The organism is Microbacterium sp. sgz311019, assembly GCF_056135325.1.
This window is the reverse complement of the sequence record NZ_JBWAXO010000004.1, coordinates 129,549-142,786: the sequence shown is the minus strand read 5'-3', so window position 1 is coordinate 142,786 and position 13,238 is coordinate 129,549. Positions and strand designations below refer to the sequence as shown.

Annotated in this window: 13 protein-coding genes; 5 read left to right on the top strand and 8 right to left on the bottom strand. The window is 69.7% G+C overall.

Going from position 1 to position 13,238, the window contains the following annotated elements:
• Positions 1-2: 2 nt before the first annotated feature.
• From AC0NZN_RS08020 to AC0NZN_RS08000, 5 genes are read right to left on the bottom strand one after another with little or no spacing between them, the layout of a single operon-like run.
• Positions 3-1,697 carry an amidohydrolase gene (locus AC0NZN_RS08020; protein ID WP_474591763.1) on the bottom strand — a complete coding sequence of 565 codons (1,695 nt, stop codon included), beginning with the start codon at positions 1,695-1,697 and terminating at the stop codon, positions 3-5.
• Between the two features lie 12 nt (positions 1,698-1,709).
• Positions 1,710-2,705 carry a C-terminal binding protein gene (locus AC0NZN_RS08015; RefSeq protein ID WP_474591762.1) on the bottom strand — a complete coding sequence of 332 codons (996 nt, stop codon included), beginning with the start codon at positions 2,703-2,705 and terminating at the stop codon, positions 1,710-1,712.
• On the bottom strand, positions 2,695-3,477 hold the full coding sequence (locus AC0NZN_RS08010) for an amino acid ABC transporter ATP-binding protein (RefSeq protein WP_474591761.1): 783 nt from the start codon (positions 3,475-3,477) through the stop codon (positions 2,695-2,697). Before AC0NZN_RS08010 ends, AC0NZN_RS08015 begins: the two co-directional genes overlap by 11 nt.
• Positions 3,474-4,244 carry an amino acid ABC transporter permease gene (locus tag AC0NZN_RS08005; protein WP_474591760.1) on the bottom strand — a complete coding sequence of 257 codons (771 nt, stop codon included), beginning with the start codon at positions 4,242-4,244 and terminating at the stop codon, positions 3,474-3,476. The genes AC0NZN_RS08010 and AC0NZN_RS08005 overlap by 4 nt, the downstream gene beginning before the upstream one ends.
• A gap of 32 nt (positions 4,245-4,276) precedes the next feature.
• The gene (locus tag AC0NZN_RS08000; RefSeq protein WP_474591759.1) at positions 4,277-5,137 is read right to left on the bottom strand and encodes a transporter substrate-binding domain-containing protein; all 861 of its coding nucleotides are present in this window, start codon (positions 5,135-5,137) and stop codon (positions 4,277-4,279) included.
• A 211-nt stretch (positions 5,138-5,348) separates the two neighbouring features.
• Here AC0NZN_RS08000 and AC0NZN_RS07995 point away from each other — a divergent pair, with 211 nt between their 5' ends.
• From AC0NZN_RS07995 to AC0NZN_RS07980, 4 genes are read left to right on the top strand one after another with little or no spacing between them, the layout of a single operon-like run.
• Positions 5,349-6,290, top strand: coding sequence for an Lrp/AsnC family transcriptional regulator (locus AC0NZN_RS07995; RefSeq protein ID WP_474591758.1), 942 nt, complete (start codon positions 5,349-5,351; stop codon positions 6,288-6,290).
• Between the two features lie 53 nt (positions 6,291-6,343).
• The gene (locus AC0NZN_RS07990; RefSeq protein ID WP_474591757.1) at positions 6,344-7,312 is read left to right on the top strand and encodes an ABC transporter ATP-binding protein; all 969 of its coding nucleotides are present in this window, start codon (positions 6,344-6,346) and stop codon (positions 7,310-7,312) included.
• The gene (locus AC0NZN_RS07985) at positions 7,312-8,919 is read left to right on the top strand and encodes an ABC transporter permease (RefSeq protein ID WP_474591756.1); all 1,608 of its coding nucleotides are present in this window, start codon (positions 7,312-7,314) and stop codon (positions 8,917-8,919) included. Before AC0NZN_RS07990 ends, AC0NZN_RS07985 begins: the two co-directional genes overlap by 1 nt.
• A 19-nt stretch (positions 8,920-8,938) precedes the next feature.
• Entirely contained in the window at positions 8,939-9,415 is a 477-nt protein-coding gene (locus tag AC0NZN_RS07980) for a GbsR/MarR family transcriptional regulator (RefSeq protein ID WP_474591755.1), read from the top strand.
• Between the two features lie 45 nt (positions 9,416-9,460).
• Here the strand turns inward: AC0NZN_RS07980 and AC0NZN_RS07975 are convergent, their stop codons facing one another.
• The 3 genes from AC0NZN_RS07975 to AC0NZN_RS07965 are packed head-to-tail and all read right to left on the bottom strand — an operon-like array spanning position 9,461 to position 11,880.
• The gene (locus AC0NZN_RS07975; protein WP_474591754.1) at positions 9,461-9,919 is read right to left on the bottom strand and encodes an NUDIX hydrolase; all 459 of its coding nucleotides are present in this window, start codon (positions 9,917-9,919) and stop codon (positions 9,461-9,463) included.
• A 4-nt stretch (positions 9,920-9,923) separates the two neighbouring features.
• Complete coding sequence (locus AC0NZN_RS07970; RefSeq protein ID WP_474591753.1) at positions 9,924-10,931, bottom strand: aldo/keto reductase family protein; 1,008 nt, start codon at positions 10,929-10,931, stop codon at positions 9,924-9,926.
• Positions 10,932-10,968: 37 nt separating this feature from the next.
• Positions 10,969-11,880 carry a helix-turn-helix domain-containing protein gene (locus AC0NZN_RS07965; protein ID WP_474591752.1) on the bottom strand — a complete coding sequence of 304 codons (912 nt, stop codon included), beginning with the start codon at positions 11,878-11,880 and terminating at the stop codon, positions 10,969-10,971.
• A gap of 101 nt (positions 11,881-11,981) precedes the next feature.
• Between AC0NZN_RS07965 and AC0NZN_RS07960 the strand changes: the two genes are divergently transcribed.
• Positions 11,982-13,229, top strand: coding sequence for a multidrug effflux MFS transporter (locus AC0NZN_RS07960; protein WP_474591751.1), 1,248 nt, complete (start codon positions 11,982-11,984; stop codon positions 13,227-13,229).
• The last annotated feature ends 9 nt before the right edge of the window (positions 13,230-13,238 follow it).

Genomic DNA, 13,238 nt, shown 5'->3' with positions numbered 1-13,238 from the left:
GCTCAGTTCACTCCTTCTGCGGTCGCCGCGATGTGGTGGCGTGTTCCGTCGATCCAGGTCTGCAGCACGGCGATGTGGCGGATCGCCTCGGGGGCGACCTCGTCGACGTCGGCCGCGAGCACCGCGAAGTCGGCACGCTTGCCGACCTGCAGGCTGCCGAGGTCGTCCTCACGACCGATCGAGCGCGCGGCCTCGATCGTGTGACCGCGCAGCGCGGTCAGCGGGTCGATGACCAGATCGTCGGGTCCGAGTCTGCGTCCACGGCGCGTCACCCGGGTGACGGATGCCTGGATCGCTTCGAGCGGCCGCGGCTCGGCGACCGGCGCGTCGGACGAGATCGTGACAGGCACGCCCGCGCGCACGAACTCGCCGAGCGGGTTGAACCGCTCGCCGGGGGTGCCGATGGCCTGCTCGACGCCCTCGCCCCAGTTGTAGTAGTGCTGCGGCTGGTTGACAGGGCGGATGCCGGCGGCCGCCATACGCTCGATCTGCTCGGGGGTCGGAAGCCCGCAGTGCTCGATGCGGTGGCGGGCATCCGGACGTCGGTCGGTCGCCTGGGCGGACTCGATCGCGGAGACGACCATCTCGATCGCGGTGGGCGACTGGGCGTGGGTCGCGGTCTGCAGCCCTGCCCGGTGCGCCCTGAGGATGAGCTCGCGATACTCGGCGGGCTCGTGGTACAGCTGGCCGGTGCGGCACGGGTCGCCGACGTAGCCGTCGGGGAAGTAGGCGGTCCAGCCGCCGAGCGTTCCGTCGGCATAGAGCTTGATGCCGGCGAAGCTGAGGCGGGCGTTGCCGAACTGTCCCCTCAGCCCCATGTCGAGCGCGTCGTCGAGCAGATGCGAGAGAAGGTACATGGACACGCGCAGATGGAGCCCGTCGCGCTCAGCCAGACGCAGATACGTGTCGAACTCGCGGCTGGAGACCTGGCAGTCGCCGATCGCGGTGACGCCGCCTTCGAGGAAGTTGCGCTGCGCCGCCGCGAGCTGGCGGACGTGCTCTTCGGGGGCATCGCCGAGGTGGAAGTTCGGGCCGTGGTGACCGATCTTCACGCCGCTCAGCCCGGTGAGGATGTTGCACGCAGCATCCGACAGCTCTCCCGTGAGCTCCCCGTCGGCGCTGCGGAAGAACTCGCCGCCCTGGGGATTCGGGGTGTCCCGGGTCACTCCGTACTTCTCGAACGTGTGGCTGTTCACGACGCCACCGTGCCCGGAGGCGTTCATGAGGTAGACCTCACGACCCGTGGCGACCTCGTCGAGTTCGAACCGGGTGGGGTGCCGCCGCTCGACCAGGTTGCGCTGCTCGTATCCGTAGCCGCGCACCGGCAGGTCGTGCGGCGTCCGCTCCGCGGCCTCGCGCAGCAGGGCGACGATCTCCGGGATGCTGCCGGCCCGCTCGGGTCCGCAGTCCACCCAGCTCATCATCTGACCGAGCATCAGCGGGTGCGCGTGCGCGTCGATGAACCCCGGCACGACCACCGCGTCGCCGAGGTCGTGCACCTCCGGCGCGACGGCCGAGTACCGGTCCGCGGCCCTTCGGCACTCGTCGAGAGTGCCGGTGGCCGCGATGAGGCCGTTCACGATGAGCATCGCGGTCGCGACGGTGTCGGCGTCGTCCAGCGTGCGGATGCGGCGGGCGATGACGATCTTCGCGCCCTGCTCGTCGAGGGGGCGATCGGGAAGGGAGAGCTTGCGCATGGGGACCTTCGATCAGTGGATGCCGGCCGGCGGGGCCGGACGGTTCACCGGGGTGTCCGGAGCATCGCCGGCGAACAGGGAGATGACGTTCTGCGCCTGTCGCGTGGCGTATTCGCGTCCGGTGCGTGTGGAGAGATAGGCGACGTGCGGGGTCAGCACGACACGGGAGTGCGTGCGGAATGGGTGGTCCGGCGCGGCGGGCTCGGTCGCCAGCACGTCGAGACCCGCGCCGGCGATGTGCCCCGAGTCGAGGGCCGCCCGCAGCGCATCCTCATCGATCAGGCCGCCGCGGCTGACGTTCACGAGAACCGCACCCTCGGGCATCGCCGCAAGGAAGTCCGCGTCGACGAGTCCGGCCGTCTGGGCCGTGAGCGGGACGTGCAGGGACAGGACATCGGATGCCGCGATCAGCTCGTCGAGGTCCACCCGGCGGATGCCGGCGCGACGGAGCATGTCGCGGGTGTCGGCGTCGTCCGGAAGCATCGGATCGGTGCCGATCACCTCGCCGAACAGAGGGCCGGCGAACTCGGCGAACCGACGCCCGATCCTTCCGAGGCCCAGGACGCCCACGGTGCACTCCGTGGTCGCCCGCGGGGCATCCTCCACGCGCCAGGCGCCCGACCGCGTCGCGCGCGCGGCCCGATCGATCGAGCGAGCCGCGAGCACCAGGCCCAGCGCATGCGCGGCCACTTCATCGGTGGCGGCGCCCAGGACGTTCGACACCCAGACGCCCGCATCCGTCGCCGCCTGCACGTCGACCCCGTCGACCCCCATCGAGAGCATCGCGATGATCCGCAGGCGCGGCATCCGCTCGATCATGTCGGCGGTGATCGGGTCGTATCCGATGAGAAGGGCCTCCGCCTCGGCGGCGGCGGCCACGAACTCGTCCGGGTCGTGGCTCTCGACACGTTCCACACGGAATCCCGCGGCCTCGAGCAGCTCGACGCCCGGGGCCGGGTCGATGTCGTCGGTGTCGAGATAGAGGGCGAGGGGTCGTTCAGTGGACATGGCTGAGGAACTTCTTCGTGCGGTCGTGCTGCGGGTTGTCGAAGAACTCGTCCGGGGCGGCCTGTTCGACCAGGACGCCCGAGTCGAACAGCGACACCTCGTCGGCGGCGCGGCGGGCGAAGCGCACCTCATGCGTGACGACGATCATCGTCATGCCGTCCGCGGCCAGCTGCTCCATCACATCGAGCACCTCGCCCACGAGCTCGGGGTCGAGCGCAGAGGTCGGCTCGTCGAACAGCATGACCTGCGGGTTGAGCACCAGCGCACGGGCGATGGCCACACGCTGCTGCTGACCGCCGGACAGCTCGGACGGGAAGTGGCCGTCACGATCCCCCAGCCCGACGCGCTCGAGCATGGCGTAGGCCCGCTCCCGCGCCTGTCCCTTGTCGACCTTCTGGACGTTGACGAGCGCGAGGGCGACATTGTCCAGGGCGTTCATGTGGGGGAACAGGTTGAACCGCTGGAACACCATCCCGATCTGGCGCCGTTCGATCGCCAGCCTGCGCTCGTGGTGGTGATGCGGCTTGTCGGCCGTGCCGGTGGCCCCGATGCGGGTGCCGTTGAGCAGCACCTCGCCCTGGTCGGCCGGCTCGAGCAGAGCCATCAGGCGGAGCATCGTCGACTTGCCGGAGCCGCTCGGGCCCAGCACCGCCTTCACCTCGCCGCGGCGGATCTGGAACTCGACGCCCTTGAGCACCTCGAGGCCTTCGTACCTCTTGTGCAGTCCCCTGACCTGGAGGGTCGGGATGGCCGCGTCTGTGATGGCGGTCATGCGTTCACGCCCTTTCGTGTGCCGCGAGCCTTGCCCACCGCGATGAGCTGCGTGTCGGTCGTCGTCGTGAACAGCTGCTTCTTGGCGCCGCGCGAACTCCAGGCGAACCGCTTCTCGATGCGCCCCTGGACGAGCGTGATGATGCTGACGATGACGAGGTAGTAGATGATCGCGACCGCGTAGTACTCCGCGTAGCGGAAGGTCGTGTTCACGCCCACCTGGGCCGTGGTCAGCAGCTCCTGCAGCGAGATGACGGATGCGAGCGACGAGTACTTCACGAGCCCGATGAACTCGTTGCCGGTCGGGGGCAGCGCGGTGCGGATCGCCTGCGGAAGGATCACCGTGCGCATCACCGATGACGGCGTCATCCCGAGGGCGCGTCCCGCGAGTCCCTGCCCCTCGTCCACGCTGTTGAGCGCGGATCGGATGATCTCCGCCATGAACGCGGCTTCGACCAGACCCAGTCCGACGGATGCCGCGATGAACGGCGTGTACCAGTCGGCCTTGAAGATCGGCAGCAGCTGCGGGAGGGCGTTCCACATGATGAGCAGCACGAGGAGCGCCGGGATCGCCCGGAACAGCCAGATGTACGTGCCCGACGCGGCGCTGCCCCACCGGTTCGGCGACGTCCGCCCGAGGGCCAGGAAGAACCCGAGGACCGTGGCGATGACCAGGGCGACCACAGCGACGCCGATGGACAGGAGCGCTCCCCAGAGGTACTGCGGATTGAGCAGCTGCCCTAAGAAGATCTGCAGATCGAAACCCATGTCTCAACCTCCGTTATCGAGTCGAACGACCGTCACTGGGAGACGTCGAGCGACGTGGGGTCGAGCTTGTACTGCGCGGCGATCTTCGCGAACGTGCCGTCGGTGTACAGAGCCTTGAGCGCCGTGGCGACCGGTTCGCTGAGCTTGTCGCCCTTACGCGTGAAGACGCCGAAGGTCGTCTCGGAGGGGAAGACGTTCTTGGCGACGGCGAGCTTGCCCTCGTTCTGCGACACGATGTACGCCGCTCCCACGTTCGTCTCGACGAGCGCGTCGGCCTTGCCGTTGATCAGCGCGAGCACGGTCTGCGCCGTCTGGGGGTAGTTGCTCTGGGTGATGGGCTTCTTGCCGCCGGCCTCGCAGGCCTTCGAGAGCGCGGCCACATCGTCCGAGTTCGCGGATGCCGACTGCGTGACCACGCGCAGACCGCACAGGTCGTCCTTCGTCTTGAGCTTGGCAGCGAGCGCGGGTGCTGCGACGACGGTCGGGCCCGCCTGCATGTAGGCGGATGAGTCGGCGATGGCCTTGCGCGCCTCGCTCTGGTAGAGGCCGCTCCACACGATGTCGCAGCGGCTGGCGTTCAAGGCGGGCATGAGGCCGTCGAACGAGGTGACGTTGAACTTCGGCGTCACTCCCCAGTAGGTCGCGAGCGCGCGGGCGCCGTCGGCGTCGAACCCGACGACATCGCCGCTGGAGCCGTTCTTGTAGGACTCGAGCGGGGCGTACTCCGGGTCGATGCAGACCGAGAGGGTGCCTGCCTGCATGAGGCCGGCCGGAGTCTTGGCCGCCGCGGCGGTCGGGTGGGAGGCGCCGCTGTCGGACGCTCCGCTGGAGCAGGCGCTGAGGAGCAGGGCAGCAGCGGCGACCGCTGCGAGGCCGAGGACACGCTGGTTCATGGTTCTTCTCCCTTGAAGAGGTAAGCGGGGGCGGGTGAGATCGATCCTGCCCGCCGTGGGCTCACATGTCAATGCAATTTAGCATTTCTAGGGTATCTTTTGTGCGATTTCTTCTGTCTAAAGCCTGCTAGCGTGAGCCATCGCATCCTCATCGATGCTGATTGGAGCAAAGTTGCTACCACAGATGGCACCCGTGCGATACGTTTGGACCGTGGACGAGCTCACCGAACGCGCCATCGCTCTGCTGCGTCGAGACGGCCGCGCCTCCTTCAGCGATCTCGCTCGCCGCCTCGGCACGACACGCGCCAACGTGACGCGCCGCATCGGGCCGCTGCTCGAGGACGGATCGCTGCGGATCGTGGCAGCGGTGCATCCGCGCCTGCTCGGACTGGATGTCCTCGCCCACCTGATGGTGCGCGCCGAGGGTGACGTCGGCGCACTCGCGAAGCGGATCGCCCAGATCGACTCGACCGTCTTCATCTCGGAGATCACCGGTGCGATGCAGATCGTCGTCGAGCTGCATCTGACCACTCTCACCGAGTTGCAGAGCGCGCTGCGCGCGGTCCGTGCGATGCCGGGCGTCACGGAGGTCTCGGTCATGCTCTACGAGAGGATGCTGCGCAGCTTCTTCCTCGGCGCGGAGCCGCGGCTGATCCCGCATTCGCTCGACGAGGCCGACCTGCAGATCATGGAACTGCTGCAGGTCGACGGCAGGCTCGGCTACGCCGAGATGAGCACGCAGGTCGGGCTCTCGATCAGCGGGTGCCGCATCCGCGTCGCCCGGCTCATCGAGTCCGGCGCCATGCAGATCGGCGCCATCCTGCAGCGCGAGGAGGCGGATGCCGAGGGCCTCGCCTTCGGCTTCGGCATCGTGCTGAACGGCGACGACCCCCACGCCCTCGAGGTGCTGCTGGCCGAGCCGGCGCTCGAATTCCTCGCCTCCGGCGTCGGGCGCTACGACATGGTCGCTACCATCACGTTCCGCTCCCTCGCCGAGTTCACCGACCTGCTGGGCCGCCTGCGCACCTCCCCGGGTGTGCGGCACGTCGACGAGTGGATGCACGCCCGCATCCATCAGGAGCGCTATCAGAACAGCCTCCATCGGATCCGGGCGGCCCGGGAGATCGAGACGCGCGCCGAGAACACGCCGTAGGGATTTCGTTTAGAACTTTCACGAATTCCTGAAATCGGCGTACACTCGGCGTCATGACCACAGTCATCCGCACGAGCGGACTCACGAAGCACTACGGCGCCGTGCACGCCCTCGACGGCCTCGACCTCTCGGTCGACGAAGGGCAGGTCCACGGCTTCCTCGGTCCCAACGGGGCGGGGAAGACGACCACCATCCGCATCCTCCTGGGACTTGCACGCAAGACGGGGGGCGACGTGAGCGTCCTGGGCGAGGAGCCGTGGCACAACGCCGCGACCCTGCACGAGCGCATCGCCTACGTCCCCGGGGATGTGAGCGTGTGGCCGAATCTCTCCGGCGGCGAGGCGATCGACTTCCTCGCGCGGCTGCGCGGGGCGAAGACGAAGGATGCCACGTACCGGTCCGAGCGCGACCGGCTCATGCACGTCTTCCAGTTCGACCCCCGCAAGAAGGGCCGTGCGTACTCGAAGGGCAACCGTCAGAAGGTCGCGCTCATCGCCGCGCTGGCCGTGCCGGCGGATCTGTACATCCTCGACGAACCTACGAGCGGCCTCGACCCGCTGATGGAGGTCGCGTTCCGCGACGAGGTCGAGCTGCTGCGCAGCGCCGGTGCGACGGTCCTGCTGTCGAGCCACATCCTCTCCGAGGTCGAGCTCCTGTGCGACCGGGTCAGCATCATCCGGGCAGGCAGGGTCGTCGAGACGGGGACCCTCGCCGATCTGCGTCACCTGACACGCACGCAGGTGTCGTTCGAAGCGATGGATGCCTCGGCTCTCGCCGGCATCCCCCAGGCGCACGACGGCACCGTCGCCGAGGGCCGCGCGCGGTTCACCGTCGACAGCGACGAGGTCACCGCCGTCCTCCCGCTGCTCGCCCAGCACAACGTCGCCGGCCTGCGCATCGAGCCGCCCTCGCTCGAGGAGCTCTTCCTCCGGCACTACGGCGACGACCTCGACGCGCTCCGTCACGCCGAGGACGAGAACGGCACGCGCTCCTCGCGTCGCGCCGCCGCGCAGGAGTCGTGATGGGCACCCTCCTCCGGCAGCGGCTGCGGCGGGATTGGCTGCAGCTGCTGCTGTGGATCCTCGCCGTGGTCCTCCTGGCCTTCTCCGGCTACGCCGGGGTGACGCAGTCCTACGGCACGCACTCCGACCGGGTCGAGGTCCTGGCAGCCGTCATGGCGAACCCGGTGATCATGATGTTCCGCGGCCTGCCGTCCGGCGCATCCGAGGGGCAGTTCCTGGCGTTCGAGATCCTGCCCTGGCTGACGATGCTCGCGGGGCTCATGAGCACGTTCCTCGCAGTGCGCCACACGCGCGGCGACGAGGAAGCGGGACGCTCCGAGCTCGTTGCGGCCACTCCTGTCGGCCGCACGCGGCCGACGGTGGCCACGATCGTCCACGGCGTCGCCGCGAACGTCGTGCTCGCGATCCTCGTCACCCTGGCGCTCATCGCCGCGAAGGTCGATCCGCAGGGCTCGGTCGTCATGGGCGTCGTCACAGGCACGACCGGCATCGCCTTCCTCGGCATCGGGCTCATGGCCTCGCAGCTCATGCGCACGTCGCGTGGCGCGAACTCCCTGACGGTGTGGATCCTCGTCGGCACGTTCCTCATCAACGGCATCGGCAACGCGGCCGGCACCCCGAGCAACGACCTGACCCGCATCACCAGCTCGTGGCTCGTGTGGCTCTCCCCCTTCGGCTGGGCGGAGCAGGCGCGCCCGTACGACACCAACGACTTCGGGCCGGCTGCGCTGGGCCTCGCCGTCGGTCTCGTGCTCGCCATCGCCGCGACAGCTCTGCAGTCGGTGCGGGATATGGGCGCGGGCTTCATCCCCGAGCGTCGCGGCCGCGCCCACGCGCGTCCCGCTCTCGGCACCCCGCACGCCCTCGTGTGGCGCCTGACGTCGGGATCGATCATCGGCTGGGCGATCGGCGGCGCCCTGACAGGCATCCTGGCCACGACGCTCAGCGGGCTGGCCGGCCAGATCTCCGGGCAGAACCCCGCCGTCGAGCAGATCCTCGAGAAGATCGCCAAGGCGGGCTCTCTCGATGAGACCGTGGTGACGGTCTTCTTCACGATGCTCGGCATCCTCGCCGCGTGTGCTGGGGTGCAGACGGTGGTCCGTGCGCGCCAGGAGGAGGCGCACGGCACCGCGGAGAATGTGCTCGCCCGCCCGGTCGACCGCGTGCGATGGCTCGCGGACTACCTGCTCGTGGCCCTGTTCGCGATCCTGATCATCGTCGGCGCGGCGATCCTGACCGGCTGGCTCGGGCTCGCCGGCCGCCCGTCATCCGACCTGTTCGAGGTCGTGGCGGTCGTCGGACTCGGACAGGGCCTCGCCGCTTGCGTGTTCGCGGTGCTCGCCGGCCTCGCGTTCGTGCTCATCCCCCGGGCGACGATCGCCGTCGGATGGGGACTCGTGTTCGTGGCCACCGTGTTCGGGCTGTTCGGGCCGCTGTTCGGGCTCCCCGAGTGGACGACGAAGTTCTCGCCCTTCGCGGTCTCGCCGATCGTGTCCCACGGCGACGTCGACATCCAGGGGTTGTGGTGGCTCATCCTGATCGTCGCGGCGGGGGCCGGCGTGTCCCTGGTCCTCATGCGCCGCCGCGAACTGGCGAGCGACGGATAGCGTGGAGCCGGGGGACAGCATGGAGCACCGCGGCATAGAGCCGGCCGAGCAGGCCGCGACCGTCATGACCGCGGCGGGCATGCCACGCATGCCCGCTCGCGTCATGATGGCGCTGATCGCCGCGCCGGAGGGCGGCTACACGGCCGCCGAGCTGTCCGACCGGCTCGGCATCAGCGCCGGGGCGGTTTCGGGAGCCGTGCGGTATCTGCTCAACACCCACTTCATCCTGCGCCGGTCGGTGCCGGGCGACCGGCGAGACCGCTACGACCTCGCGGCGGACACCTGGCACACGGTGCTCATGAGCAACACACCCGTGTACGAGCGGATGGCGGACTACATCGAGCGGATCGGCTCAGCCGTGGCGGACGATGCCGCCATCGCCGCCCGCGCATCCGACATGGCGGCGTTCCTCCGGTTCATGTCCCGACGGATCCCGGAGCTCGTCTCCGAGTGGGAGGAGCAGCGTCAGGCCGACGCTCAGGCGGCGGGGGCGTAGCCGAGGCCGTCGCGGGAGAGCCCGCCGACCGGTCGGTCGCCTGAATCAGACGACGCGCTGCAGGACGTCGAGGATCGGCGCCTGCCCCTTGACGAGGCGCAGGCGCGCAGCATCCATCGTCGACCACTCCGCGCGGTCGACCTCGGGAAAACGCTGCACCCTGCCCGAGCGGGGCGGCCATTCGAGCTCGAACTCGCCGAACTCGAACGGTCCGGGACCCCAGTCCGAGCCGTCCAATGCGTACACTGTGAGGCGCTTGCCCGACGTGACCGTGAAGGCGCCGAGGTCCAGCACGTGCGCGTCGGGAGGGGCGACCCCGAGCTCCTCTCGGAACTCGCGGGTCGCCGCATCCCACGCGTCTTCGGTCGCCGGGTCGTACTCGCCCTTGGGGATCGACCACGCTCCGGCGTCCTTGCGGGCCCAGAACGGCCCGCCCATGTGCGCGATGAACACCTCCAGCGCCGGCGCGCGCCGGTACAGGAGGATTCCCGCGCTCGTGATCATGCGATCAGGGACGGGACTTCGGAGAGACCTCGTCGGTCAGCTTCGGGTCGCGCACGACGACGTCGCCGAGCGCCTCGTCGATCGCCGACATGACGTCGTCCTCGAGGACGACTCCGGAGGCCGCGACGTTCGAGGCGATCTGCTCCGGGCGCGAGGCGCCGACCAGGGCGGCCGCGACGTTCGGGTTCTGCAGCACCCACGCGACGGCGAGCTGCGGCATCGTGAGGCCCAGATCCTCGGCGATCGGCTGCAGACGCTGCACGGCGGTGAGGACCTCGTCGGTCAGGAAGCGCTGGATGAACGCCGCGCCGCTCTTCTCGTCGGTCGCGCGCGACCCCTCGGGCAGGGGCTGGCCCGGCAGGTACTTGCCCGACAGCACGCCCTGCGCCATCGGCGACCACACGATCTGCGAGAGGCCCAGCTCCTCGCTCGTGGGGACGACCTTCTCCTCGATGACCCGCCACAGCATGGAGTACTGCGGCTGGTTCGAGATGAACGGCACCTTCAGCTCGCGCGCCAGCTCGGCGCCGGCGACCAGCTGGTCGGCGGTCCACTCCGAGACGCCGATGTAGAGGGCCTTGCCCTGCCGGACGATGTCGGCGAAGGCGAGGAACGTCTCCTCGAGCGGCGTCTCGTAGTCGAAGCGGTGCGCCTGGTACAGGTCGACATAGTCGACGCCGAGGCGCTTCAGCGATCCGTCGATGCCCTCGAAGATGTGCTTGCGGCTCAGGCCGACGTCGTTCGCGCCCTTCGGGCCGATGGGCCAGTACACCTTCGTCAGGATCTCGAGCGACTCGCGGCGCTGACCGGCGAGCGCCTTGCCGAGCACAACCTCGGCGGCCGTGTTGGCGTACGCGTCGGCGGTGTCGAACGTCGTGATGCCGGCGTCGAGGGCCGCGTGGACGGTGGCGATCGCCGCGCTGTCGTCGACCTGGGACGCGTGCGTGACCCAGTTTCCGTAGGTGATCTCCGAGACCTTCAGGCCACTGTTTCCGAGGTAGCGATACTTCATGTCTCAACGCTAATGCGCCCGCGCGCGCCGTCGGACCTCACGCCGTCTCCGTGCCGTCTGCGACAGACGCAGCGGGTGCCTCCTGCACCTCGCGGGACCTCGTCGCAGCCCAGGATGCGAGCAGCCGCAGGCGCTCGTCGGAGGGCGACCCCGGCTCCGCGGTGTACAGCATCAGCACGTTGCCGGGCTCGGCCGTGATCGCGAGCTCCTCGTAGGCGAGGGTCAGCTCCCCCACGACGGGGTGCTCGAACCGCTTGGTTCCCGCCCCGTGCGTGCGCACGTCGTGCGCGGCCCACAGGGTGCGGAAGAGATCGCTGCGTGTGGAGAGCTCGCCCACGAGATCCTGCAGCTCCTTGTCGTGCGGATCGCGTCCGGCCTCCGCCCGCATGATGGCGACGCACATCCCGGCGAACACATCCCAGTCCGGGTAGAAATCGCGCGACGCGCGATCGAGGAACTGGAACCGCGCCAGGTTCGGCGTGCGGCCGCCGTCGCCGATCACCGGCGCGTAGAAGGCACGGCCGAGCTCGTTCGTGGCGAGCAGGTTCTGCCGGGGGTCTCGCACGAATGCGACCGCGTCGGTGATCGCCGACAGTGCCCACTGCAGGCTGGGGCGTGCGGCGCCGGGCTTGGACGCGCGACGGCGCGGGCGGCCGCTCGTCGGGATGCCGTCCGCGGCACGGGCGAGGTCCAGCAGGTGAGCGCGCTCGGTGTCGTCCAGCTGCAGGGCTCGCGAGACGGAATCGAGGACGGATGCGGATGCGCCGGCGATCGCGCCGCGCTCGAGCTTCGCGTAGTACTCGACGCTCACGCCGGCGATCGCCGCGACCTCGCTGCGGCGGAGCCCCGAGACGCGCCGGTTCGGGCCGCCGATGAGTCCGGCCGCCTCGGGCGTCACCCGGGCCCGGCGGGTCATGAGGAACTCACGCACCTCGGCTCGATTGTCCATGCACAGCAGGCTAGGCCGATCCTCGAAGGCGAGGGGTGCCCTGTCGGTACACGTCTCATCAGGAACTCCCCCGCACACGGGCATCGCGCGACGCTGGATGCATGACCCCGCCGACGAGCCTCGCGACCACCGGGCGCCTGCTGCCACCGCTCCTCCTGCTGCTGACGGTCTTCGGCCCGATCTCGATGGACCTGTACCTCCCCGCGCTGCCCGCACTGACCGCCGAGCTGTCCGCCGCGACCTCGATCGCGCAGCTCACGGTGACCGCCTGCCTCGTCGGGCTCGCGGCCGGCCAGCTGATCGCCGGCCCGCTGTCCGACCGGTACGGGCGCCGCGGCATCCTGCTGATCGGGATCGTCGCCTACATCGCGACGTCGGCGCTGTGCGCGGCGAGCCCGACCGTCGGGCTTCTGATCCTCGCTCGGCTCGTGCAGGGTTTGGCGGGAGGCGTCGGCATCGTGATCGCACAGGCGGCCGGACGAGATCTGTACTCCGGCGGGGCCCTGATCCGCTTCTACGGCCGGCTGACCGTGGTCGGCGGCTTCGCCGCCATCGTCGGGCCTCTGCTCGGCGGCATGCTGAACAGCACGTTCGACTGGCGAGGCCTCTTCGTCTTCCTCTCGGCCATCGGGGCCGGCATCCTCATCATCACGCTCCTCGCCTTCCGCGAGACACTGCCCGTCGAACGCCGGACGACGGGAGGGTTCTCCCGCACCCTCGGCGATCTGGGCACACTGCTCGCCGACCGGGTGTTCCGTGGGGCCGTCCTCACCCAGGGCTTCCTCTACGCGGGGCTCTTCGCCTATCTCGCGGGCGCCACGTTCGTCCTGCAGGACATCTATGGGCTCTCGCCGCAGGCCTACGCGCTCGCCTTCGGCGCGAACTCGGCCGGATTCATGGTCTTCGGCTACTTCTCGGGACGCGCTGCGGAGCAGTGGTCGGTGCGCGGAACGCTGGCGGTCGGCATCGCCGTCACCGGGCTCGGCGCGCTCGGACTGCTCGCCGCCGGGATCTCGGCCGTGCCGCTGTGGGTCGTCCTGGCCGCCCTGTTCGCACTGGCGAGCGGCGTGGCCGTCACCTCGCCCCCCGCGACGACGCTCGCGCTCGTCGGCTACCCGCAGATCGCCGGGACGGCGTCGTCCGTGCTCGGCATGGTGCGCTTCGGCTTCGGTGGCGTCGCGGCGCCGCTCGTGGGAATCGCCGGGGCCACCAGCATCCTGCCGCTCGGCGTCGTGACGGTCACCGCGACCGCGCTCGCGGCCGCCGCCTTCTTCTTCCTCACCCGTCTCCCCCGCCGTGCCCGCTCGGTCTCGAGCCCGCCGGCCGTCCCAACCTCTGTCACCCGATAAGGAGAACCC